This window comes from Actinotignum urematis, assembly GCF_051264595.1.
Classification (GTDB): Bacteria; Actinomycetota; Actinomycetes; order Actinomycetales; family Actinomycetaceae; genus Actinotignum; species Actinotignum timonense_A.
Genome location: NZ_JBOZBG010000013.1, coordinates 1 through 22837 on the forward strand (window position 1 = coordinate 1; position 22837 = coordinate 22837).

The 22837-nt window shown below is 63.3% G+C and carries 17 protein-coding genes and 1 pseudogene; 14 read left to right on the plus strand and 4 right to left on the minus strand.

Annotated elements, in window-relative coordinates:
* Positions 1 to 261: 261 nt before the first annotated feature.
* Positions 262 to 1353 carry a type I pantothenate kinase gene (gene coaA, locus ACRQDJ_RS06595; protein ID WP_435717895.1) on the minus strand — a complete coding sequence of 364 codons (1092 nt, stop codon included), beginning with the start codon at positions 1351 to 1353 and terminating at the stop codon, positions 262 to 264.
* Positions 1354 to 1409: 56 nt separating this feature from the next.
* Here coaA and ACRQDJ_RS06600 point away from each other — a divergent pair, with 56 nt between their 5' ends.
* From ACRQDJ_RS06600 to ACRQDJ_RS06625, 6 genes and pseudogenes are all read left to right on the plus strand, one after another.
* Positions 1410 to 3080, plus strand: a complete 1671-nt coding sequence (locus tag ACRQDJ_RS06600) for a bifunctional ADP-dependent NAD(P)H-hydrate dehydratase/NAD(P)H-hydrate epimerase (RefSeq protein WP_435711530.1) — start codon at positions 1410 to 1412, stop codon at positions 3078 to 3080.
* Between the two features lie 100 nt (positions 3081 to 3180).
* A pseudogene (alr, locus tag ACRQDJ_RS06605) lies at positions 3181 to 4354 on the plus strand (alanine racemase).
* 65 nt (positions 4355 to 4419) lie between these two features.
* On the plus strand, positions 4420 to 4947 hold the full coding sequence (gene tsaE / locus ACRQDJ_RS06610) for a tRNA (adenosine(37)-N6)-threonylcarbamoyltransferase complex ATPase subunit type 1 TsaE (protein ID WP_035276466.1): 528 nt from the start codon (positions 4420 to 4422) through the stop codon (positions 4945 to 4947).
* Positions 4944 to 5660: a tRNA (adenosine(37)-N6)-threonylcarbamoyltransferase complex dimerization subunit type 1 TsaB gene (tsaB, locus tag ACRQDJ_RS06615; protein ID WP_284889248.1), complete on the plus strand. Its 717-nt coding sequence runs from the start codon at positions 4944 to 4946 to the stop codon at positions 5658 to 5660. Before tsaE ends, tsaB begins: the two co-directional genes overlap by 4 nt.
* Positions 5661 to 5679: 19 nt before the next feature.
* Positions 5680 to 6306: a GNAT family N-acetyltransferase gene (locus ACRQDJ_RS06620; protein ID WP_284889247.1), complete on the plus strand. Its 627-nt coding sequence runs from the start codon at positions 5680 to 5682 to the stop codon at positions 6304 to 6306.
* A gap of 66 nt (positions 6307 to 6372) precedes the next feature.
* Positions 6373 to 7857: an isochorismate synthase gene (locus ACRQDJ_RS06625; protein ID WP_284889246.1), complete on the plus strand. Its 1485-nt coding sequence runs from the start codon at positions 6373 to 6375 to the stop codon at positions 7855 to 7857.
* Between the two features lie 75 nt (positions 7858 to 7932).
* On the opposite strand, the gene menD is transcribed toward ACRQDJ_RS06625, so the two are convergent.
* The gene (menD, locus tag ACRQDJ_RS06630; protein WP_284889244.1) at positions 7933 to 9639 is read right to left on the minus strand and encodes a 2-succinyl-5-enolpyruvyl-6-hydroxy-3-cyclohexene-1-carboxylic-acid synthase; all 1707 of its coding nucleotides are present in this window, start codon (positions 9637 to 9639) and stop codon (positions 7933 to 7935) included.
* Positions 9636 to 10625, minus strand: a complete 990-nt coding sequence (locus ACRQDJ_RS06635) for an o-succinylbenzoate synthase (RefSeq protein ID WP_284889243.1) — start codon at positions 10623 to 10625, stop codon at positions 9636 to 9638. The genes menD and ACRQDJ_RS06635 overlap by 4 nt, the downstream gene beginning before the upstream one ends.
* 118 nt (positions 10626 to 10743) lie before the next feature.
* Between ACRQDJ_RS06635 and ACRQDJ_RS06640 the strand changes: the two genes are divergently transcribed.
* The 3 genes from ACRQDJ_RS06640 to tsaD are packed head-to-tail and all read left to right on the plus strand — an operon-like array spanning position 10744 to position 14036.
* Positions 10744 to 11721, plus strand: coding sequence for a 1,4-dihydroxy-2-naphthoyl-CoA synthase (locus ACRQDJ_RS06640; RefSeq protein WP_284889242.1), 978 nt, complete (start codon positions 10744 to 10746; stop codon positions 11719 to 11721).
* A gap of 23 nt (positions 11722 to 11744) precedes the next feature.
* Positions 11745 to 12977 (plus strand): AMP-binding protein, encoded by a 1233-nt coding sequence (locus ACRQDJ_RS06645; RefSeq protein ID WP_284889240.1) that lies wholly within the window; start codon positions 11745 to 11747, stop codon positions 12975 to 12977.
* 18 nt (positions 12978 to 12995) lie between these two features.
* Positions 12996 to 14036 carry a tRNA (adenosine(37)-N6)-threonylcarbamoyltransferase complex transferase subunit TsaD gene (tsaD, locus tag ACRQDJ_RS06650; RefSeq protein ID WP_026428257.1) on the plus strand — a complete coding sequence of 347 codons (1041 nt, stop codon included), beginning with the start codon at positions 12996 to 12998 and terminating at the stop codon, positions 14034 to 14036.
* 3 nt (positions 14037 to 14039) lie between these two features.
* Here tsaD and ACRQDJ_RS06655 read toward each other — a convergent pair whose 3' ends face one another.
* Positions 14040 to 15281: a class I SAM-dependent methyltransferase gene (locus tag ACRQDJ_RS06655; RefSeq protein ID WP_284889238.1), complete on the minus strand. Its 1242-nt coding sequence runs from the start codon at positions 15279 to 15281 to the stop codon at positions 14040 to 14042.
* A gap of 116 nt (positions 15282 to 15397) precedes the next feature.
* On the opposite strand from ACRQDJ_RS06655, the gene ACRQDJ_RS06660 reads away from it, so the two are divergent.
* The 5 genes from ACRQDJ_RS06660 (at position 15398) to ACRQDJ_RS06680 (ending at position 22807) form a co-directional block, all read left to right on the plus strand.
* Positions 15398 to 16228 (plus strand): aldo/keto reductase, encoded by an 831-nt coding sequence (locus ACRQDJ_RS06660; RefSeq protein WP_284889237.1) that lies wholly within the window; start codon positions 15398 to 15400, stop codon positions 16226 to 16228.
* Between the two features lie 264 nt (positions 16229 to 16492).
* The gene (gene groES, locus ACRQDJ_RS06665) at positions 16493 to 16789 is read left to right on the plus strand and encodes a co-chaperone GroES (RefSeq protein WP_284889236.1); all 297 of its coding nucleotides are present in this window, start codon (positions 16493 to 16495) and stop codon (positions 16787 to 16789) included.
* A 176-nt stretch (positions 16790 to 16965) separates the two neighbouring features.
* The gene (locus ACRQDJ_RS06670; protein ID WP_284889235.1) at positions 16966 to 18525 is read left to right on the plus strand and encodes a type I restriction-modification system subunit M; all 1560 of its coding nucleotides are present in this window, start codon (positions 16966 to 16968) and stop codon (positions 18523 to 18525) included.
* Positions 18522 to 19754, plus strand: a complete 1233-nt coding sequence (locus ACRQDJ_RS06675) for a restriction endonuclease subunit S (protein WP_435717896.1) — start codon at positions 18522 to 18524, stop codon at positions 19752 to 19754. The genes ACRQDJ_RS06670 and ACRQDJ_RS06675 overlap by 4 nt, the downstream gene beginning before the upstream one ends.
* On the plus strand, positions 19751 to 22807 hold the full coding sequence (locus ACRQDJ_RS06680) for a type I restriction endonuclease subunit R (protein ID WP_284889233.1): 3057 nt from the start codon (positions 19751 to 19753) through the stop codon (positions 22805 to 22807). The genes ACRQDJ_RS06675 and ACRQDJ_RS06680 overlap by 4 nt, the downstream gene beginning before the upstream one ends.
* The last annotated feature ends 30 nt before the right edge of the window (positions 22808 to 22837 follow it).

The window sequence follows — 22837 nt, forward strand, 5'->3', positions numbered from 1 at the left end:
TTCACCCACCAACGAGACAAAACCCCAGGCCACAACGTCAATATGAATCACATCACGCCAAAATGAGCCAAGTCAGGAGGAGGAGGCAGATGCCGTGGCCCATGAACTCGCGGACGTGGTCGCCACAAACCTCGCGTTATAACTCGTACGGTGCGCGCCGCGCGCCGCGCAGTATTTTTTACGACGACGCCGCCACGTATCCTTGCGCCCCGGCCCGCCTATGCTGCTGGCCGGGGCACAGCCTAGCTACGGGCCGGGCGGCTACAACTTACGCAGGTGAATGCGCTGGACCCGGTGGTCGGCGCCCTTGCAGAGCATGATATCGGCGCGCTCGCGGGTGGGCTGAATATTCTCCAGCAGATTGGGCAGGTTGATTGCGTTCCAGATGTCGAGGGAGCGGGCCCGCAGTTCGGCGTCTGGCATATCCGCAAATTGGTGGAAATAGGCGCCGGGCAGATTAAAGGCGACGTCGCGCAATTTGAAAATACGCGAGAGGTACCAGGTTTCCAGGTCTTCCGGGGAAGCGTCCACGTAAATCGAGACGTCGAAGAAATCGGAGACCGCGGTGAGGTTCCCGGTGTAGAAAGCGGCATCCGTGGGAGTCACGCGCGTGGGAGTCACGCGCGTGGGGGTGGCGGTCCGGGCGCCGGTCCGGGCGCCGGGCTGGGTGCCGGGCCGCGAATCAGCTCGCTCACCGGCCGCTGCACCGGCCTCCGCATGCCTCGGCGGCCAGCCGGCCGCCAGCAGTGGCGGCTGGAGCACATTGAGCCCTTCCAGGATGAGAATATCCGGGTGGGCCACCACCTGGTGCTGACCGGGCACAATATCGTAAATAACGTGATCGTAGCGGGGCACCTCCACGCGGTCCTCCCCGGATTTGACCCGCCGCAGAAAATCAAGAAGCGCGGCGTGATCATAGGATTCCGGGAAACCCTTGCGGTCCATGAGGCCGCGCTCTTCCAGCACCGCATTGGGATAGAGGAAGCCATCCGTGGTCACCAGGTCCACACGGGGAGTGTAGGGCCAGCGCCGAAGCAACTCTTGGAGAAGTCGCGCCGTCGTCGATTTTCCTACCGCAACCGAACCGGCAATACCGATCACAAAAGGCGTGCGCTGTTCGCGCAAGCCCAAAAAATCGGAAGTTTTGCGGTGTAGATCGCCGATTTCCTGGGCGTACATTTGCAGCAGCGCGGAGAGCGGGCGGTAAATAGCATCCGCTTCGGCCAGGTCAATCGGGTCGCCGAGGGCTTTCAGGTGCCGCACATCCGTGTGCGTGAGGGGGAGGGGCACGTTTTTGGCGAGGGTGCTCCATTCGTCGTGCGTGAAGGTGACGAGGTGACGGTTGGACTCCATGGGGCCAGCCTACTAGCTGGGCGGCGGGGTGCGCGGGCGCGCGTTACCATACCAGTATGTTGCGTACCTATGATGCCAAGACCGTGCGAGCCGCGGAAGAACCCCTGTTGGCGGCCGGCGAGCCGCTCATGGCCCGGGCCGCTCGGGCGCTCGCGAATGCGATTATTTGGGAGCTGCGCCGTCGCTCCATCCGCGTGAGCGGGACCCGCATCGCAATTTTTGCCGGGGCGGGTAATAACGGCGGGGACGCCCTCTACGCCGGTGCATATCTGGCGCGTCGCGGGGCCACCGTGGTGGCGGCGCTTCCACTGCCTGCCTATCACCGCGCGGGGGCGCAGGCTTTGGAGCGCGCCGGCGGCACCCTCATCCGCGAGGCCAGCGCGGCGCAGGCGGTTGAGCTCGCGCGCCGCAGCGCCGTGTGGGTGGACGGGCTGCTCGGCATCGGGGCGCGCGGGCCGGCGCGCGAACCGCTGGCTTCGTGGCTTGCCGCGCTGGAATCCGAGCGCCTGGCCAGTCCGGTCGAACCGCTCGTGGTCGCGGCGGATACTCCCTCCGGGATCGGGGTGGACGACGGCGCCCTCCCCGGCCCCTACCTCTCCGCCCACCTCACCGTGACCATGGGGGCGGCCAAGGCCGGGCTGGTGCTGGATCCGGCTCGCCGGGCCGCGGGGCGCATCGAGGTGGTGGAGCTCGGCTTCGCCCCTCACCTGGGCGAACCTTCCGTGCTGCGCCTGGGTGATTCCGATGTGGCGGACCTGTGGCAGGTGCCCGGGGTGAACGACCACAAATACACCCGCGGCGTGGTGGGGATCGTGGCCGGTTCGGTGCAGTACCCGGGTGCGGGTTTATTAACGACGACGGCCGCCCTCGCGGCGGGACCCGGGATGGTACGTTACCTCGGCGAGAGTGAGGTCGCGGAGCTGGTGATCACCGCACATCCGGAAGTGGTGGCCGCCCCGGGGCGGATCCAGGCCCTCGCGGTTGGTTCGGGCGATCCTCCGGGAGCACCGGCCCTGCTGCACGCCGCGCTCAAAGACGGGTCCCCGGTGGTTGTGGATGCCGGGGCTCTGCCCACCATCGCCGATATGGCGGCGCGCAAAGGCGCGCGGTTCGGCGAACACGTGGTGCTCACCCCGCATGCCGGGGAAGCCGCCCTGCTCGCCGCGCAACTGGATCTCCGCGACGGGGATGGCACGCCGTTTAGCCGCGCGGTGATTGAGTCCTGCCCGGTGGCGGCCGCGCGGGCCCTGGCGGCCCGGTTGGGTGCGACGGTGGTGCTCAAGGGATCCGTTGATGTGGTGGCCAGCCCGAGTGGGCCGTGTTATGCCCAGGGTGGGGCGCCGGGCTGGCGGGCCGTGGCCGGAGCCGGCGATGTGCTGGCCGGGCTCATCGGAGCCATGCTCGCCCAGCAGGCTGTGGTCGCCGAACACATGGAGATTGCGGGGCGCACTGAACTCACCGAGCCGGCAGATGGCACCGGTGCGTTTAGCGCAATCGATGCACCCGCTGCGACTGCCTGCCTGGCACTGGGGGCGGCCGCCCGTATTGCGGCCGCTGCCCTGCACGTTCATGCCCGCGCTGCCGCGCTCGCTGCCGGAACGCCTTTCGCCGCGCCGGCGCGGGGCGCCCTCGGGGAGCCCGCGCCCGCGTCGGGCCGGCCTATTAGCGCAGCCCAGATCGCCGCGCGCATCCCGGAGGTCATCGGCCAGATTCTGGGCGGCGCGTAGAATACAGGCACGCACCTCCCCGCGCCGCGGCCCGCAGCCGACCGCTCGGCCGCAGCTCGCCAGCTCCCGCCCCTATCCGCGCCTCAACAGGAAGAACACCATGTTTAGCCTTGATCCCGCAGTTTTCACCTCCCGAGCTACCATCAGCCTGGGTGCGCTCGAACAGAACCTCACCCGGGTACGGGCCCATCTCACGGGCCAGAAAATCATGGCGGTTATCAAAGGTGATGCCTACGGCCACGGGTTGCTTCCCGCCGGGAGCGGACTACCTGGGGGTTGCCCAACTTGCCGAAGCACTCGTGCTGGTCCGGGAATGGGGGGAGCAGCCTACCGAAGGTGAAGCGCTGGCTGGCCACCCGGCTCTGCCCCCGGTGTTCTCCTGGATCTACACCCCCGATAGTGACCTCGCCCCGGCACTGAAAGCCGGGATTGAACTCTCGGTGGGGGACACCTGGATGATTGAGGCGGTAGCGCGGGCCGCGGAAGCTACCGGCCACACCGCCCGGGTCCACCTGAGCGTGGATAGCGGCATGACCCGCGAGGGCTTCAACCTGGAAGATATCCCCCCGGCCGCACAACTGCTCGCCACACACCAACAGGCTGGGCGCCTCCACGTGGTCGGCATCTGGAGCCACCTGGCCTGCGCGGATGACCCGGATAGTGATGCCACCACCAGCCAAATCGCCGCTTTCGACGAAGCCCGCCGCCTCGCCACCTGCGCTGGCCTCACCCCGCGTCTGGCCCACCTGGCCGCCTCCAGCGGGGTGCTCTGGCACCCGGGGGCCCGCTACGATATGGTGCGCCCCGGCATTATCCTCTACGGGCTCAGCCCCGAACCGCGCCGCACCCTCGCCTCCGACCTGGGCCTGCGCCCCGCCATGCGACTGGAATCCGAACTCCTCACCACCCGCCAACTTTCCCACCGCGCCGGCGTTTCTTACGGGCACACGGCCGTTGTTGAGGACGGGGCCGTGCTCGGCGTCGTACCGCTCGGATATGCCGATGGGGTTCCGCGGGCGCTGTCCAATAAGGGCTATGTGACGGTCGGGGAGGGGCCGGCCGCCCAGCGCGCGCCCATGACCGGGCGGGTGTGCATGGACCAGTTTGTGGTGCGCCTGGACGGGCCGCTGCCGGCCGGCACCCCCGTGGTGCTCTTCGGCGACCCGGCCCGCGGGGAAGTGAGCGCCGCGCAATGGGCGCTGGCCAGCGGCACGATTTCTTATGAGATTATTACCCGCGTGGCGGCCCGGGTCCCGCGCGTGTACGTGAAGTAGTGGCTCGCTCAACCTAGCCCCGCACGCCCTACGCCCGCGCCCGCGAAGCGACGTAGAATAGCACGGTGACTGAGAAGATCCTTATTGAGGACGCCGAGGCGATGCACGCCGTTGGCTGCGCCCTCGGAAAACTCCTGCGCGGCGGCGACCTCATCATGCTCAACGGGCCGCTGGGCGCCGGAAAAACCACAATGACCCGCGGAATCGCGGAAGGCATGAACGTGGGCGGGCGCGTCACCTCCCCAACGTTCGTGATCGCCAATGTGCACCGCTCGCGCGTGGGTGGCCCCGACCTCGTCCACGTGGACGCCTACCGCCTCACCTCCCTGGAAGAACTGGACGCCCTGGACCTAGATTCCTCCCTGGAAGAATCCGCCACCGTGGTGGAATGGGGCGAAGGCAAAACCGAGGTCCTCACCAATGACCGCCTCGATATTGATATCGAACGGCCCGTCGGCGCCGCGGCCGGCAGCGATGTGCTCGACCTGTACGTCGATTCGCCCCGCACCCTCAGCCTGCGCGCTTCCGGCCCGCGTTCGCGCCAGCTCGCCGCCGACCTGCTCGCCTCGTACCACCAGGAGAATGCTTCATGAATATTTTGACGATTGATACCAGCGACCTGTCCGTGGTGGGCCTGGTCCGTGTGGATCATTTTGGGAACGACGGCGCCGCCGGGCAGATCGCCACTCTGGCCCGCGAGGTGTCCCCGGATTCGCGCCACCACGCTGAAACTCTCACCCCGATGGTCGAGGCAGTCCTGGATGCCGCCGGGGTGGAACGCGCCGATGCCATCGTGGCGGGAACCGGCCCCGGGGCTTTTACCGGGCTGCGTGCCGGCTTGGTGACCGCCCGCACCCTCGCTTTCGCCTGGGATGTGCCCCTCTACGGCGTTTCCTCCCTGGAAGTGCGGGCCTTGGGTGCGCTGCGCGAGGGAGCTACCCGCGCGCTCGCGGTCATCGATGCCCGGCGTAAGGAACTGTATGTGCTGAGCGCAGAAGCAGCACCGGCTGCCCAGAGCGCGGCGCGCGGCGAACTCACCGTCACGGACGGCCCCCGGATTATCCGCCCGGCCGAGGTGCCTGCGCTGCGCGGCGAACATACCAGCGTCGTCGTATCCCATGGGGATATGTATCCGGAACTGAGCGGGGCGCGCGTGGTGGAATGCGAACCGGAGCTCATGGTGGCGCGCGCGGGCGCGAAGTTGGCGGCGGGCGAGGCGCTCGATACCGAGCCGCAGTATTTGCGCCGCCCCGATATTGCGCAGGGTGTGGCCCAGCCGGCGGGCAGCGGTTACCTCGGCAGCTAGGCGCGCGATGGGGAGTGAGATGCCGCGGCACTGGCGCGATGTGCCGGTGCGGCGCGTGGTAGCTGATCCGTCCTGGGCGCGTGACCTGGCGCGTTTCGACGCCGCGCAATTTGGCGCGCGGGAAGCCTGGCCGCGCGGGGCCTGGGAGCAGGCGCTGCGGGCCAGCAGCGAAGCCTACCTGCTCTACACGGTGGAGCCCCCGCGGGAAGTAGCGGAGTGCGGCGCAGCTTCGGCAACGGCGGTATTCCCGAGTACTGCCGCGAATTCTGCCGCGTCTGGCAACAATTCATCCGCGCCCGGCACTGCTAAACCAAGCGCTCCTTCCATTAATGCGCTCGACGATCTCCACCCGCCCATCCTGGCGGCCGGCGGGGTGAGCCTCGGAGTGGAAGCCGAAATCCTCACCCTCGCGGTCGCGCAGGCGGTGCGCGGGCAGGGCCTGGGCGGTGCGCTTCTTGACGACCTCATGACCCTGGCGCGTGACGCGGGCGGAGAAACCATGTTCCTGGAGGTCCGCTCGGACGACCCGATTGCCACCGGACTCTATGCCTCGCGCGGCTTTACCGCGGTGGGGCGGCGCCCGGGCTACTATCACGGGCGTGACGCCACGATTATGCGCTGTTCATTAGCCGCCGCTTCGGCCTAAACTATCCCTTTGCGGGCTCGCGGGTGAATCCGCCGGCACAGTGTAGTGACAGCGAAAGGAAACGGGATGGCGGAATGCAGCGGCGCGGATATGACGGGTAGGGCGGATGCTGTGGATTATGCGGATGCGGCTGGCTGTGCGGATGCGGCGGACGTTGCGGGCTTTGCGGACGTTGCGGATTTTGCAGGATTTGAGGTTCACCGGCTGCGCCAGCCCCTCCCGATCTGCCCGGAGCTTTTCGGTCTCGCTCCCTCCCCGAATATCAGCGCGTGGGTCGGCCCGCACCTGGCGCTTCTCGGCTGGGGCGAATACACGGCGGTAGAAAGCGAGGCCCCGGATACTCTTGAACGCGCGGCCGCGCGCTGGGCGCAGCTGAGCGGCGCGGCACAGCACAGCGGGGGAACCGCGCGAACCGGGCACAGCGAGCGAACTGAGCGAACCGGGCGAACCGGGCACAGCGAGCGAACTGAGCGAACCGGGCGAACCGGGCACAGCGAGCGAACCGGGCACAACCGCCACACGGATACGAACAAGTACGACGACGCAGAGCTGCCCTGCGCACTCCCGCTCGCCTTCGGATCTTTCGGGTTTCTCCGGGGCGGGATGCTCCTGATCCCGGAAACTCTCCTGGTGATCACCAAGGCCGCCAGCTGGGTGATCGGGGTGGATTGTGAAGATCTGGCTCGGCGCTTGGACTCCCTGGACGGGGAGGCGGTGCGCGCGGCGGGCCGCGCCGCATTAGCGAGCATCCCCGGCTGCGGGGCCACGCACTCGGAAGGCGGGAGCCTAAGCGAAAGCGAATGGTGCGCGGCGGTGGCCACGGTGCGCGATATGCTCCGCGCTGGCCAAGCGGACAAAGTAGTGCTGGCCCGAGATAAAAAACTGCGGGCGCAACGGGATTTCGATCCGCGCCTGCTGTGCGCCCACCTGGCGCGCTCCTATCCGAGCTGCTGGATATACGCGGTGCGCGGCCTGGTGGGCGCCACCCCCGAACTCTTGGTTGGTACTCGGGCGGGGGAATTTTCCTGCCGGGTCCTCGCGGGAACAGCCACAGCGGATGAGGGGGAGGCGCTCCTCGCCTCGGAAAAGGACCGCCGCGAACATGAGATCGCGGTGGCATCGGTGCGCAGCTCGCTTACTCCCGTGGCGAGCTCGCTGGACATTCCCGAGCAACCGGGGCTGCTCCAGCTCCCGAACGTGTGCCATTTGGCAACCGATGTGCGCGGACGCAGCGAGCATTCCGCCTTGGGCCTGGCCTTCGCTTTACATCCCACCGCGGCGGTATGCGGCCAGCCCACCGCCCTGGCCCGCGATATTCTCACCGATGTGGAACATATGGACCGCGGGCGGTATGCCGGCCCGGTCGGCTGGGTGGACGCGGCCGGCAACGGCGAATTCGGGATCGCGTTGCGCGGGGGCCACATCACCGGAAACCTCATCACCCTGTACGCGGGAGGCGGGATTATGCCGCAATCTATCCCGGCGGCAGAATTCGCGGAAACCGAAGCGAAAATGCTCCCCATGCTCAGCGCGGTAGCGGAAAGCCGCTAAGCCCCGTACCGCGCCGGGGCGCTCAGCTCACCCGGCGCTCAGCCCATGCGGTGCTTCGCTCGTGCATCGCGTGAGCTACGCACCCAGGGCAGCACTAATCTCCGCTTGCACCTGCGCATCCCGGGCGCGCAGATCCGGAATATCGGTACGCACCTCGACTACCGACACCCCGCGGATCGGGCGCTCCAGGAGGTCATCGAGCTGGTCAAGGCTGCGCACCTCCAGATAATCAGCTCCCATTCCGTAGGCAAGGTACTCGATGTCACAGCGCTGCGGCGTCGCAAAATAACGCCCGAAATCCTGCGCGTGCTGCGGCTCGCCGTGCTCCAAGCCGGCGAAAATGGAGCCGCCCGCATCGTTGAGAACAATGACTTGCAGATCCACCTCCGGTTCGTAACTCCCGCGGAGCAGCCCGCCCATATCGTGAAGGAAGGTGAGATCGCCCAGCAGCACCCGCACTGGCTCTCCGGTGGCGGTGGCCAGCCCGCGCGCGCAACTGATGGTGCCGTCAATCCCCGCCAGCCCGCGATTACTGAGAACCCGAAGCGGGCGGGCCGGGGTGCGCGCCGCGCGGTCGAGGATCCGGATAGAAGACGAAGCTCCCACGAAAAGCAGCGGGGCGCTCTCGGGATGCTCGCTGTGGCTATCCCAGATAGTGCAGGCAATATGCAGGGGATCGAAAGGTGCGCCGGGGGTGCGCGTGGCTAGGCTGCGCCGTCGGCTTATCATCGTGGCGCTACGTTCCTCCGCTGCGCGCCACAACGGTGGAATCGTACCCGTAGTTTCCGGTGCGGGCGGCAGCGCCGGTAGCACGGCGCGAACCGTTCCGAAAGGATCGCAATAGTAGCCGCTGCGATCAGCCACCGCCACAATATTAATATCGGCCCGTTTGAGGAGCTGGGTGACGGGACGCGAGAGAGTGGGATGCCCGCACAGGAGCACCTGCTCAATACCCTGCATGTGCTGGAGATAGTAAACGTAGTGGCTGAGCGCGGGCCCGTACGCCGCCGGGCTACTCGGCTCAGCCAGCAGCGGCCAGCCCAGCGCCGTGGCGAGCGCCACGATGCCCGCCCCGCTGCCGGTATCATCCCCGGCCACAATAACGGTGCCCAGCTCCCGGTCCAGAACTTCCGGCCAGGGCGCGCCGGCCGCACCCATAGGGGCCGGCGCGGGAATCCGGCGGGGCGCGGCCCATACCCGCGGGGGAGCGGGCAGCGCGGCAAGATTGCCGTCTAAACAAATATTGAGATGCGCGGGGCCGGGGCGCCCGCCCTCGCCGAGCGCCCGGGCGGCCGTGCGCCACACCTGGTTCGCGACCAACGCGCCGTCCTCCCCGAAGGCCGGAATATCCACCTGTGCGCGCACCACGGTGGCGAATATTCCGGCTTGCTGGGTGGTCTGATTGGCTCCGGTGCCGCGCAGATAGGCGGGCCGGTCCGCGGTCACCGCGAGGAGGGGGATCCCGGTGGCATCGGCTTCCGCGAGAGCCGGGTGAAGATTGGCGACGGCGGTGCCGGACGTGGTGATCACAGCAACCGGGCGGCGCTCTCCGGCGAGCACCTCAGCGCGGGCCAGCCCGAGGGCGAAGAAGCCAGCGCTGCGCTCATCGACTCGCACGTGGGTGGTGATCAGGCCGGCGCGCGTCGCTGCCGCTGCCGCGTAGGTGAGGGGCGCATTGCGCGAACCGGGGCAGATGACCATATGGCGCACTCCGGAACCGATCAGCGCCCCGATAATATCGCGGGCGTGCGCGGCGGTTGCGTCGTCGTTCATTATGCTCATGAGTACCACTCCATCATCTCGCTCAGGCGCCGCTGCCAGCGCGCCGCCAAGTCCGGTGCCGCGCTGAGCTGCGAGGTATCTACGGCGGCCCTCCCGCATTCGATCATGCCCGCGCGAGGCAGCTTCGCTTTGCTCACAATATCGGCGCTCAGGAGCTGAACGGTGGCCAAACCGCAGGCGTAGGGGAGGTGATCAAGGGCCGCGGCCGCGGCCAGCCCGGCCGCGATCCCCACCGAAGTCTCCAGGGCGGAGGACAGCACCACATCCAATCCACACTCGCGAGCAACATTGAGTGCGCGCGGGATTCCTCCCAGGGGCGCCACTTTAATAACCGCAATATCGGCAGCTCCCGCGCGGGCCACCGCCAGCGGGTCGCTCGCGCGGCGAATCGATTCATCCGCGGCAATTTTGGGAGCAACTCGGGCGCGCACCCGGGCGAGCTCCGTGATCTCCTTGCAGGGCTGCTCCACGTATTCCAGCCCGGCCAGCCCGCCCGCGCGCGCCGCCGCATCAAGTTCGGTGATGGCCCGGATAGCAGTATCGGTATCCCAGGCCGCGTTCGCATCCACGCGCACCTTCCCGCCCGGCCCGAGGGTCGCCGCCACTGCGGCCACCCGCTCGCAATCTTCGCGCAGGGTCGAGCGCGGATCGGCAACTTTCACTTTCGCGGTGGTGCACCCGGCCGCGCCGCGAACCAACCGGGCCGCGTCTTGAGGTGAGGTAACCGGGATCGTCACGTTCACGGGGATATGGCTGCGCAGCGGGCGCGGAAAAGGCCGGGTGGCCGCCTCGATTCCGGCGCGCAGCCACCGGGCTGATTCCCGCGGGTCATAATCCCAAAACGGAGCTGCCTCACCCCAGCCGGCCGGGCCCTCCAGGAGCAGTCCCTCCCGCACGGTAATTCCTCGGAAGCGGCGCTTGAGTGGAATCGAATAGGCGAGCACCCGGGACAGCTCGGGGAAAGGATTGACTAATTCAGTAAGCATGGCCTCGTTGACAAGTACGCGGGACGGCGCGCGGGTCCGGGCCGCTAGGCCGTGGCTCCGCGCCGCCGAGAGTGTGAAACAGACCCCATACTAGCGCCTGCCGGCTAAACTGTCCCCCATGAGTATGCTTCCTTCGGTTTCAGATACGTTCGATCCCGCGCGCTGGCGCACGGTCCCCGGTTTTGAGTTTGAAGATATTACCTACCATCGTGGTATTTCCCGCGGGGAGGTGGATGGCCGGCCCGCGGGGGAGGACCTCCCGGTGGTGCGCATCGCCTTTGACCGCCCCGATGTGCGTAACGCTTTCCGCCCGCTCACCGTGGACGAACTCTATCGGGCTTTCGACCACGCGCGCATGAGTTCCGATGTGGCCGCCATTATCCTCACCGGGAACGGCCCCTCCCCGCGCGATGGCGGTTACGCGTTCTGCTCGGGTGGCGACCAGCGGGTGCGCGGGGCAGATGGCTACCAGTACGAAAAGGCCGGCGCGGATTCCAGCGCCGGGGTGGCTCAACGCCGCGCCCAGATCGACCACGCCCAAGCCAGCCGCATGCACGTGCTCGAACTCCAGCGCCTTATCCGCACCACCCCGAAACCGGTGATCGCGGCGCTCACCGGGTGGGTGACCGGTGGCGGGCATTCCCTCATGGTGGTCTGCGATCTGGCGGTTGCTTCCCGCGAACACGCCCGCTTCAAGCAGATCGACGCCAATGTAGGTTCCTTCGACGCCGGATACGGCAGCGCCCTACTGGCCCGCCAGGCCGGTGACAAGCGCGCTCGCGAGATTTTCTTCCTCGCCCGCGAATACAGCGCGGACCAGGCCGCGGCCTGGGGCGTTATTAACGAAGCGGTTGCGCACGCGCAGGTGGAAGAAACCGCTCTCGAGTACGCGCGTATTATTGCCACGAAATCGCCGCAAAGCATCCGTATGCTCAAATTTGCTTTTAATATGGTCGACGACGGTATCGCCGGCCAGCAGGTATTCGCTGGTGAAGCCACCCGTTTGGCCTATATGACGCCGGAAGCCCAGGAAGGCCGGGATGCGTTCCTCGAACATCGCAGCCCCAATTGGGATCCCTACCCGCGCTACTTCTAAAACAGGCGGGTTGAGGTTCGCGCATGTCCAGTGTTCTTGGCCCGGAGGATATCGAGTTCATTGTTCCTTCCCGGAGCGGTATACGCGCGCTATACGATGCGATAGCGGCGCGGCTGGAATCCCCCGGTAGCCACCGCCCGCTCATGCCGTTGGCTTCTTCGGATGGCGTAGCGGCGGATGCAGCGGTTGCTGCGACTACGGCCGCGGATGCGGCGGTTGCTGCGGTCGATGCGGCGGCGGTGGCGGGGCGGATCCGGTGGCGGCCGGATATCGATTTTATTTTGCAAACCTCGGGTTCTACCACGGGGAGGGGGCATCTGGTTGGGCTCTCCGCCCGAGCTTTCCTCGCTTCGGAAGCCGCCACCGCGGAATTCTTCGGGGGTAGGGGCCGCTGGGTGCTGGCCCTTCCCGCGCATCACGTGGCTGGGTTCCAGGTAGTGGCACGCTCCTGCGTGGCCGGTAGCTATCCGGTGGTGCTCCCACCCAGGGTATCGTTACGCGAGCACGGCGGCGCGGGCATGGTGGATATGCCGGAGGGTGGCTTCCTCTCCGTGGTTCCCACCCAGCTCTCCGATATTGTGGAATCCGGCCACGTGGGCACCACGGCCTTGAGGAACTTGCGTGCCATATTGGTGGGCGGGGCGGCGGCTGCGCCGTCGCTCATTATCCGTGCCCGAGCATTGGGGCTCCCGGTGGTGACCACCTACGGCATGACGGAAACCGCGGGCGGCTGCGTCTATAACGGCATCCCGCTGCCCGGGGTGCAGGTGGCCGCGCCCGGTGGGCGGCTGCACTTATCCGGGCCGATGCTGGCCGCGGGTTATCTGGACGAACCGGAATCTGCGGCTTTTATAACGAGTGGCGGCCGGCGCTGGCATGTGACGAATGATGCCGGGAGCGTCACCGATGGGATCGTGCAGGTCGCCGGGCGGCTCGATGACGTCATCATTTCCGGCGGGGTGAAGGTGCATGCCCGGCAGGTCAGCGAGGTGCTGTGCAGTTTCCCGGGAGTGCGGCGCGCGGAAGTTCTTCCGGTGGCAGATGCACGCTGGGGGCAGATCGTGGGAGTAATTCTGGAAGCTGATTTTCCTTTCGCGCAGCGCGCGGCGGAGGTCCGTGAGTACGTGCGCGCGCAGCTGGGGAAGGCCGCCGCGCCACGCCGGGTGGTGCAAGCAGCTATCCCCATGCTGGCCTCCGGGAAAGTGGATCGCCTGCGCGCGCTGGAGATGCTGCGCACTCCCACATGGGAAAAGTGAGGAGTAAGATTGCCGGGCGTGAGTACAACAGTTTTGGGAATCGAAACCTCGTGTGATGAAACGGGGATCGGGATCGTACGCGACGGCGAGCTGCTGGCCGATGTGACCGCCACGTCTATGGATGAATACGCCCGCTACGGCGGCATTATCCCGGAGATTGCCTCGCGTGCTCACCTCCAGCAAATGGTCCCCACCTTGAACGCGGCCCTGGAGAAGGCTGGCGTGGGCCTGGGCGATCTGGATGCGATTGCGGTAACCGCCGGCCCGGGGCTCATTGGTTCACTCACCGTGGGGGTTTCCGCCGCGAAATCCCTGGCATTGGCGCTGGGTATTCCGCTCTACGGCGTTAATCATATTATTGGGCACCTGGCGGTGGATCAGCTGGCCAGCGGGCCCTTCCCGGAAAGCTTTATTGGCCTAGTGGTTTCCGGTGGGCATTCCTCGATTCTGCATGTGCGCGATATTGCCGGGGACGTGACGGAGCTGGGTGGCACTCTGGATGATGCCGCAGGTGAGGCTTTCGACAAAGTGGGGCGCCTCCTCGGCCTGCCCTACCCGGGCGGCCCGCATATTGACCGACTTTCGCGCACCGGCAACCGGGATGCCATTCGTTTCCCGCGCGGCCTGGAAGGCGGGAAAAATAAGGCACGCCACCGCTACGATTTCTCCTTCTCCGGCCTGAAAACCGCGGTGGCCCGCTATATTGAGGGCCTGGAGGAACGCGGCGAAGAAGTCAATGTTCCCGATATTGCCGCCGGATTCACCGAAGCTATTACCGATACTCTCACGGATAAAGCCCTGCGGGCCTGCGAAGATAAAGGCTGTGACACCCTGGTGGTGGGCGGGGGGTTCTCCGCGAATTCCCGGCTGCGGGAACTGGCTGCTCAGCGCGGAGCCGAACGCGGGATCAACGTGCGTATCCCAGCGCTGCGCTACTGCACCGATAATGGCGCCATGATTGCTGCCCTCGGGTACAGCGTGGCGGTCAGCGGGCGGGCGCCGTCGTCCCTCGATATTACGGTGGACACGAATATGCCCCTCGATCTGGTAGCGTTCTAGCGCCTACCACCCTTCGCGTTCGGCGACGATAGCGCGGTGCTCGCCGAGGATCCGGGTGAGGATCACGGTGGCGGCGCCGTCCCCGGCGTTCTTGTGCAGCTTGAGTTGTTTGCGGAAGAGCGCCGGGTCAATATCGGTTCCGCGTTTTTTGATTTCGGCCCGCACGACGCCGCGTTTGCGCAGCTCGGTAGCCACGGTTTTGGCGTGCAGCGGGAGCACATCCAGTATTTTGAAACGGGCGAGGAGCGGGGAGGCGACGGCGTCGCCGCTTAAATACGCCAGCCCGGGCGAAATCGGAGCCAAATCAAAATCGCTACACACCTGGTCAAGGCCGCCCGCGCGCATAAGCGCCGGATCCGGTTCGTACAGGTACGCATCCAGGGGCCGGGCCGGCAGGGGAGCGGCGGACTGGCTCGGATCCCCGCGCCAGGTGCGGTAGTAGCCGACCAAGTTCCCGGTGGCGGAAGTGGCGCCGTCGTCGCCCTCCTCGCGCCGGGGCTTTTCGGTGAGGATCGTGGCGCCGCGCCCCGGATCGCGCGTCCCGAACCACGCCACCGCCTCCACGAGGTCCCCGTCCACGCTCACCCAATCGACGAAGGCGTCGGCGGGCAAATCCGCCCAGCGAATCCCGGGCCCGAGCTTAATTCCGGTCACCCGGAATTCGCGCGCCAGCGCAATGGCATCGCTGAGGGCCGGCTGCCAGTGCTCGGGATGCGAAATCCGCTTTCCCCGCGCATCGCGCCGCGCCGGGTCGAGCCACAGCCCCTCGCGGCTCTCATAGCTACCGAGCAGGGTGTATCCATCTGTTGGTACGACGGCGCAACCGGCATTAGCCTGCGCGAAATGAGCGGTAACCGGGTCACGCTCCACTCCCAGGGCGGTCAGGCCGGCGTCGGTGAAGGCCTGGGAATCCGCCCCGATCCCGCAGCCGAAATCGAGCACTTCGCGCACGCCGGCACGTTGGAAGACCGAGGCGTGCTGGCGGGCCACGCTGGCGCGGGTGGATTGCTGGAGGCCGGCGTCGGTGAAGAACATGCGGGTGGCGCGCTCGCCGAATTTGGCGCGGGCGGCATCGCGCAGGCGGGTCTGGGTGAGCAGAGCGGAGCTTTGCTCGGGGGTGAGGCCGCGTTCGCGCAGTTCGGTGGAGAGTTTGAAAGCATCGGCCACGTTATGGGCCGGCATGGTGGCGAGGAGGGCTTGCCCGGCGGGGGAGGTGAGCCAGTGGGCGACGTCGAGCTGTTCCACGCTTCCAAGCCTAGCGTGCCCGGGCGGGCGGGGCCTAACGCGTCTGGGGAGGCGGAGCCTAACGCGCCCGGGGGAGTGCCTGGCGCGAGCTGCCCGCGCCTGGCACACTATGTGATATGGCTAATATTCCGACATTGACATTGAACGACGGACACACCATCCCGCAGCTCGGCTTCGGCGTTTTCCTGGTGAAGCCGCAGGAGGCAGAGCGCGTGGTGAGCGAGGCGCTGGCCACCGGCTATCGGCATATTGACACCGCAGCCATTTACGGCAACGAAGCTGAGGTGGGGCGCGCGATTGCGGCCTCCGGTATCCCGCGCGAGGAACTTTTTATCACCACGAAACTGTGGAATGACCGGCAGGCCGATGCCCCGGCCGCGCTGGCGCAATCCCTGGAGAAACTCGGGCTTGATTACGTGGATCTGTATCTCATCCACTGGCCGGCACCCCAGCAGGGGCTGTACGGGGAGGCCTGGAAGGACCTGGTGAGCTTCCGGGAAGCTGGGTTGGTCCGTTCGGTGGGCGTATCGAATTTCCAACCTGCGCATCTCAATCGCATCGTGGCTGATGGCGGCGTCGTACCGGCCGTGAACCAAGTTGAGCTGCACCCGCGTTTCCAGCAACACGAAGTTTCTCAGTATTGCGCCGCGCGCGATATCAAGATCGAGGCGTGGGGGCCGCTGGGGCAGTCTAAGTACGGGCTTGATGAACTGGAGCCGATTGCGGCCGCGGCCCGCGCGCACGGGAAAACCGCCGCGCAGGTCACGTTGCGCTGGCATCTGCAAAGCGGGCATATTGTTTTCCCGAAAACCACGCACCGGGCGCGTATGGAGGAGAATATCGACGTCTTCGATTTCGAGCTCAGCGCCGCGGAAATGCAGGCGATTGCCGTGCTGGATGCCGGGGAAGCCGGGCGGGTGAGCTCCCATCCCGATGAGGTGAACTAAGCGCGAGGAACGGCGCGAGTGCGGGTGCGACGCGGTAGGTGTGAATGCCGGGAGCCCTGCAACCGAGAGCGCGCCGTGCGAGAAACTTCGCTTTTCGCAAATCCTTAGCACTCACCTTGACTGAGTGCTAAGTGCGGCTTACCTTTAATAGCGGACGTAGTTCATGCTACGGCTTGTGCTTAGTGCGGGCCCGGCCCCCGCGACGGCGGGTCCCGGTTCTGAGCGCGTTTGTAGTGCACGAGTTGAGAAGTAAGGAGGAGCCGCATGTCGGTCTCCATTAAGCCGCTTGAGGATCGCGTTGTTATCCGTCAAGCTGAAGCAGAAACGACCACCGCTTCCGGTCTGATCGTTCCCGATACCGCTTCGGAAAAGCCCCAGGAGGGCACCGTTCTGGCGGTGGGCCCGGGCCGTATTGATGACAAGGGCAACCGCGTTCCCATGGATGTCAAGGTGGGGGATGTTGTGGTGTACTCCCGCTACGGTGGCACCGAAGTCAACTACGGCGGGGATGAATTCATTATCCTCTCCGCGCGTGACGTGCTCGCCGTGGTGGAAAAGTAACATCATCTAGGCAGCGCCGTTTTTGCGGCAACTAGTAGCGCCGCGATTCGGCGGCAACGTAGTACGTGGTGGGGCTGGCTCGTTTGGGCCGGCCCCACCACGTTTTACCTGAGTCGTAGCCTCGGCCCCCGCGAAACTCCGGTAAAGTTGCGGTGGAACATAACAAGGAGGTTCTTGTGGCAGCTGCGGCTCAGCGGGCGAATTTGCATCGGACAATTTGGCGAGTTGCCAACGATCTGCGCGGAAGCGTGGATGGCTGGGATTTCAAAGCCTACGTGCTGGGCATGCTCTTCTACCGTTTCATTTCCGAGCACATCACGAACTGGGTGAATAAGATCCAGGCGGAAGCGGGCGAGACCGGTTTCGATTACGCGCAGCTTTCTGACGACGACGCAGAGCAGGCCCGCGCCTACCTTGTCCAGACCCTCGGATTTTTCATTGCGCCTTCTGAACTGTTCCAGAACATCCGCAAGGTTGCCCCGCGTGATCCTAATCTGAATGAAACTCTTGCCAAGGTCTTCTCAAGCATCGAAGCTTCGGCCACGGGTAGCGAATCCGAAGATGATATGAAGGGCCTTTTCGAGGACATCAACGTCAACAGCCCGCGGCTGGGTAACACCATCGAGCAGCGTAATGACAAGCTCGTGAAATTGCTTGATGCTATCGGCGACCTTGAGTTCGGCAATTACCAGGATGCCGATATCGATACGTTCGGTGATGCCTACGAGTACCTCATGACGATGTATGCGTCGTCGGCCGGGAAATCGGGAGGGGAATTCTTCACCCCGCAAGACGTTTCGGAACTGATCGCCCGCATCACCGTCCTAGGTAAGCGACGGGTGTCGCGCGTGTATGATCCGGCCTGCGGTTCTGGTTCGCTGCTCCTTAAATTCGCTAAGGTGCTGGGCCGGGATAACGTGGAGGAAGGTTTTTACGGTCAGGAAATCAACCTCACCACCTATAACCTGTGCCGGATCAATATGTTTTTGCACGGCGTGAACTTCTCGAAGTTCAATATCGCGCTGGGGGATACGCTCACCGCACCGGCACATTGGGATGATGAGCCCTTCGAGGCGATTGTTTCCAATCCTCCCTACTCCACGAAGTGGATCGGCTCGGATTCGCCCACGTTAATGAACGACGAGCGCTTTTCCCCGGCGGGTGTGCTTGCCCCGAAGGGGAAGGCTGATCTGGCTTTCACCATGCATATTCTTTCCTGGCTGGCAGAAGATGGCACGGCTGCTATTGTTCAGTTCCCCGGGGTGCTCTACCGCGGCGGGGCGGAGCAGAAGATCCGCAAATATTTGGTGGATGGCAACTATGTTGATGCCGTGATCCAGCTGCCGGTGGACCTGTTCTACGGCACTTCCATCGGTACGTGTGTGCTGGTGCTTAAGAAGGCCAAGAAGGATTCGAACGTTCTGTTCATTGATGCTTCTCAATTGTTCGAGCGGTCTGGCACGAAGAATCAGATCACGGAGGCTTACCGCGAGCAGATTCTGGATGCCTATGCGAAGCGGGAGAATCAGGAGCATTTCGCGCAGCTTGTTCCGATGAGCGAGATCGCGGACGCTGATTACAATCTGTCGGTTTCCAGTTATGTGGAGCCCGAGGATACCCGGGAAAAGATAGATATCCACGCGCTCAATAAGGAGATCGAGGGGATCGTGGCCCGCCAAGCTGAGTTGCGCGCCGCTATCGACGCGATTGTCGCGGATCTGGAGGGTGCCAAGTGAATCGTATTGACGAATTGATCCAGAAGTACTGCCCGAACGGGGTGGAGTATCTTCCTATGGGTTCTGTTGGCACATTTGAACGGGGCAGCGGTTTACAGAAGAATCAGCTCCAATCGAGGGGTGTTCCCGCGATTCATTACGGCCAGATTTACACCCATTATGGAGTGGCTGCGAGCGAAACTCTTAGTTTTGTATCGTCTGAGGATTCTCGGAAATTCAAGCGCGCGTATCCCGGGGACGTACTCATTGCTACTACAAGTGAGAACGACGAGGATCTGTGTAAAGCAGTGGCGTGGGTTGGTGACGAACCACTCGTGTTTAGTGGGGACGCGTGTAGGTTTTCATCGAATCTCAACGCGCGATACGTATCATATTTTTTGGGTTCAACGTATTTTCATGAGGCAAAGCGAAAGTACATTACGGGGACCAAAGTTCGGAGAGTATCACCGCAAGCTCTGAGCAAAATTAAGATCCCCGTTCCACCGTGTGAAGTTCAAGACGAAATAGTGCGAATCTTAGATACATTCACTAAAATGGAAGCGGAGCTGGAAGCGGAGCTGGAAGCCCGACGTATGCAATATGGGCATTATCGTAGCTCCATATTTTATAAGGTCCGTAATGCTGAATCCACTCGAATGATTGCCCTGAAGGAACTTGGTGAGTGGGGTGGCGGCGGAACACCCAGTAAGAGTGTTGAGGCTTATTGGAACGGTCCTATTCCTTGGTTTTCACCCAAAGACATGAAGCAGACTCTTCTGGAAGAATCACAGGATCAAATATCGGAAGAAGCGGTAACTGCGCGGGGACTTACCAAGTATGGTGAGAACACGATTCTGGTAGTTGCAAGGTCTGGCATACTGAAGCACACCCTGCCGGTTGGTATTTTGGCGACCGAGGCAACAGTCAACCAGGATATGAAAGCACTGACAACGAGCAAGAAGATCGCACCAAGATATGCTCTCTATCTTTTGCAGAATTACGCCGGGGAAATCCTACTGAAATGTCATAAGGCGGGTGGGTCTGTGGATTCGTTGGACACGAGGAAGTTTTTCGATTTTCGTGTTCCAGTACCCCCACTCGCCGAACAGGAACGCATCGTGGCTATTCTCGATAAGTTCGATGCCCTCGTCAACGATATTTCCTCGGGTCTGCCCGCGGAGATTGAGGCTCGGCGCAAGCAGTATGAGTACTACCGTGACCGGCTCCTGAGTTTCGAGGAAGCCAAATGACCAGTTATCTTCCGATTGCCGCCAGCGACGATGCGACCGTCGTCGCCACATATGACCCGCCCACGCGTCAAGCCGCAGGGTATCAATCCGAAGCAGCGCTAGAAAAAGAACTCATCGCGCAACTCCAGCGGCAAGAATACGAGTACCTGCCCATCAAAGAAGAAGCAGACCTCGAAAACAATCTGCGCGCGCAGCTTGAGGCCCTCAACGGCATCCGCTTCGACGCCGAGGAGTGGGCGCGTTTCTACAGCATGCAGCTTGCCAATAAAGCCGAAGGGATCCTGGAAAAAACCGCGATTATTCAGGCGAATCCCGCGGCGTTGGTACTAGTCCGCACAGACGGCAGCCAGAAGAATATCCACCTTTTCGACAAGGAAAATATTCACCGCAACCATATGCAGGTCATCAACCAGTACGAGGTGGAAGGCCGGCATCATAACCGCTACGACGTGACCATCCTGGTGAACGGCCTGCCGCTCGTACATATTGAACTCAAGCGGCGCGGCGTGGAACTGCGCGAAGCTTTCAACCAGATCAACCGCTACCAGCGCGATAGCTTCTGGGCGGGCAGTGGGCTGTTCCAATACGTCCAACTTTTCGTGATTTCCAACGGCACCTACACGAAGTACTACTCCAATACCACGCGTTTCGAGCACGTGAAAGGCCAGAATTCCGGGCATAAGAAGGCGAGCGCCGCGAGTTTCGAGTTCACCTCCTGGTGGACAGACGCGCGTAACCGCCACATCACCGACCTCATGGATTTCGCGAAGACGTTCCTCTCCAAACGCACCCTGCTCAACATCATTTCGCGATTCTGCGTCTTCACCTCCGAGAAGAACCTCATGGTGCTGCGGCCCTACCAGATCGTGGCCGCCGAGCGCATTATCAACCGCATCCGGATCGCCACCAATTACAAAAAACTCGGAAGCATCGAAGCCGGCGGCTATATTTGGCACACTACCGGCTCGGGTAAAACCCTCACCAGCTTCAAGACCGCCCAGCTCGCAACCCGAATCGAGGGAGTGGATAAGGTTCTTTTCGTCGTCGACCGAAAAGATCTGGACGACCAAACCAAGAAGGAATACGAGACGTTCCAAAAAGGCGCGGTCAATTCCAACCGTTCCACCGCCGAGCTGGCCCGGCAGCTATCCAACCCGGCTGCCCGCATCGTCATCACCACGATCCAGAAGCTCTCCAACTTCGTGCGTGCAACCAAGACTCACGATGTCTACAACAGCCATATCGTCATCATCTTCGACGAATGCCACCGCAGCCAATTCGGGGATATGCACAAGGCGATCACGAAAGCCTTCCGGAACTACCACCTCTTCGGTTTCACCGGCACCCCGATTTTCAACGAAAACAAGGCAAGCGGCTCCTCGCTCGCGATTCGTACGACGGCGCAAGTCTTTGGCGATCGCCTCCACTCCTACACCATTTCGGACGCGATCACAGACGCCAATGTGCTGCCCTTCCGTATTGACTACGTCAACACCGTGCGGGCCCGCGAAGGCGTGGAGGATGAGGAAGTAGCAGCCATCGCCACCGAGGCAGCCCTCCTGGACCCACGCCGAATCAGCCAGGTTGTGGCTTATATCCTTGAGCACTTCGATCAGAAAACAAAAAGGAACGAGCACTACTCCCTCAAAGGCAAGCGCCTCTCCGGCTTCAACTCTATTTTCGCAACCGCCTCCGTCAACGCCGCAAAACTCTACTACACGGAATTTGCTCGGCAACAAGAGAACCTGCCGGTGGAGCGGCGCCTGAAAATCGCCACGATCTTCACCTACGCGGCGAACTCAGATGAGTACAGCGGCGATGGCCTACTTCCCGAAGAAGACTTCAACGCTGAGGCGCTTTCGTTGCCGGATCGCGAATTCCTTGAGGGAGCCATCGCCGATTACAACACCATGTTCGGATCGAATTTCGATACCTCGGCAAACAACTTCGGCAACTACTACGAGGACGTATCCAAGAAGATGAAGACGCGGGAGCTGGATATGCTCATCGTGGTCAATATGTTCCTCACCGGATTCGATGCGAAAACCCTCAATACCCTGTGGGTGGATAAGCATATGCATCACCACGGGTTGCTCCAGGCGTTCTCGCGGACCAACCGGATCCTCAACTCCGTGAAAACCTACGGGAATATCGTTTCCTTCCGGAACCTCGAAAAGGAAACAAACGATGCCATCGCGCTGTTCGGGAACAAAGAAGCGCAAGGCATCACCGTGCTCAAGCCTTTCGCTGATTACTTCTCCACGTACGTAACGAAGATCGACGCCCTGCGGACCTGGGAACCCGGCGCGGTTATCGCCAGCGAAAGCCAGCAAAACGCGTTCATTCAGGTATTCGGAGAGCTGCTGCGCCTGCGCAATATCCTCACCGCTTTCGATGAATTCGAGGGACAGGACCCGCTTTCCCAGCGCGATCTGCAGGACTACCAATCCACATACCTTGAGCTATACCGGGCCCGGCGCAAACAAAGCGAAGGCGATGTTGAGCGCATCAATGACGATCTCACTTTCGAGATTGAGCTCATGAAGCACGTTGAGGTCAACGTTGATTACATCCTCATGCTGGTGGAACGCTACCGGGCACAGCACGAAGCTGGATCGCGAGCCGAGATTCGCGAAGAAATCCGGCGGGTGGTGAAATCCAGCCCGAGCCTGCAGAACAAGCTTGACCTTATTGAGCGGTTTATCGAGTCGGTCTCCGTGACCGGTGAGATTGACCAAGAATGGGAACAGTATCTAGCTGAACAAAAGGCTGTCGAAATTGAACAGCTGGTGCGGGAGGAAAACCTCAAACAGCCGCAAACGGATACTTTCATTGATATGGTCTTCCGGCGCGGGCGTTTGGTGGCCTCGGGTGCGGATATTGAAATCATCTTGCCGGCCGAATCGCTCTTCGGGGCGGGTAAGAACAGCCGCATTGCCCGCAAACAGCGTGTTATCGAGAAGATCAGCCTTCTGCTGGATCGCTTCCGCGGGCTCGGCGCCCCGGCTACCGCGGAAAGCTATGCGGTGGCCGATGCCGGTGAATATGTTTGAGGTGGGTCCGGTGCATAGTTTCATAGCCTC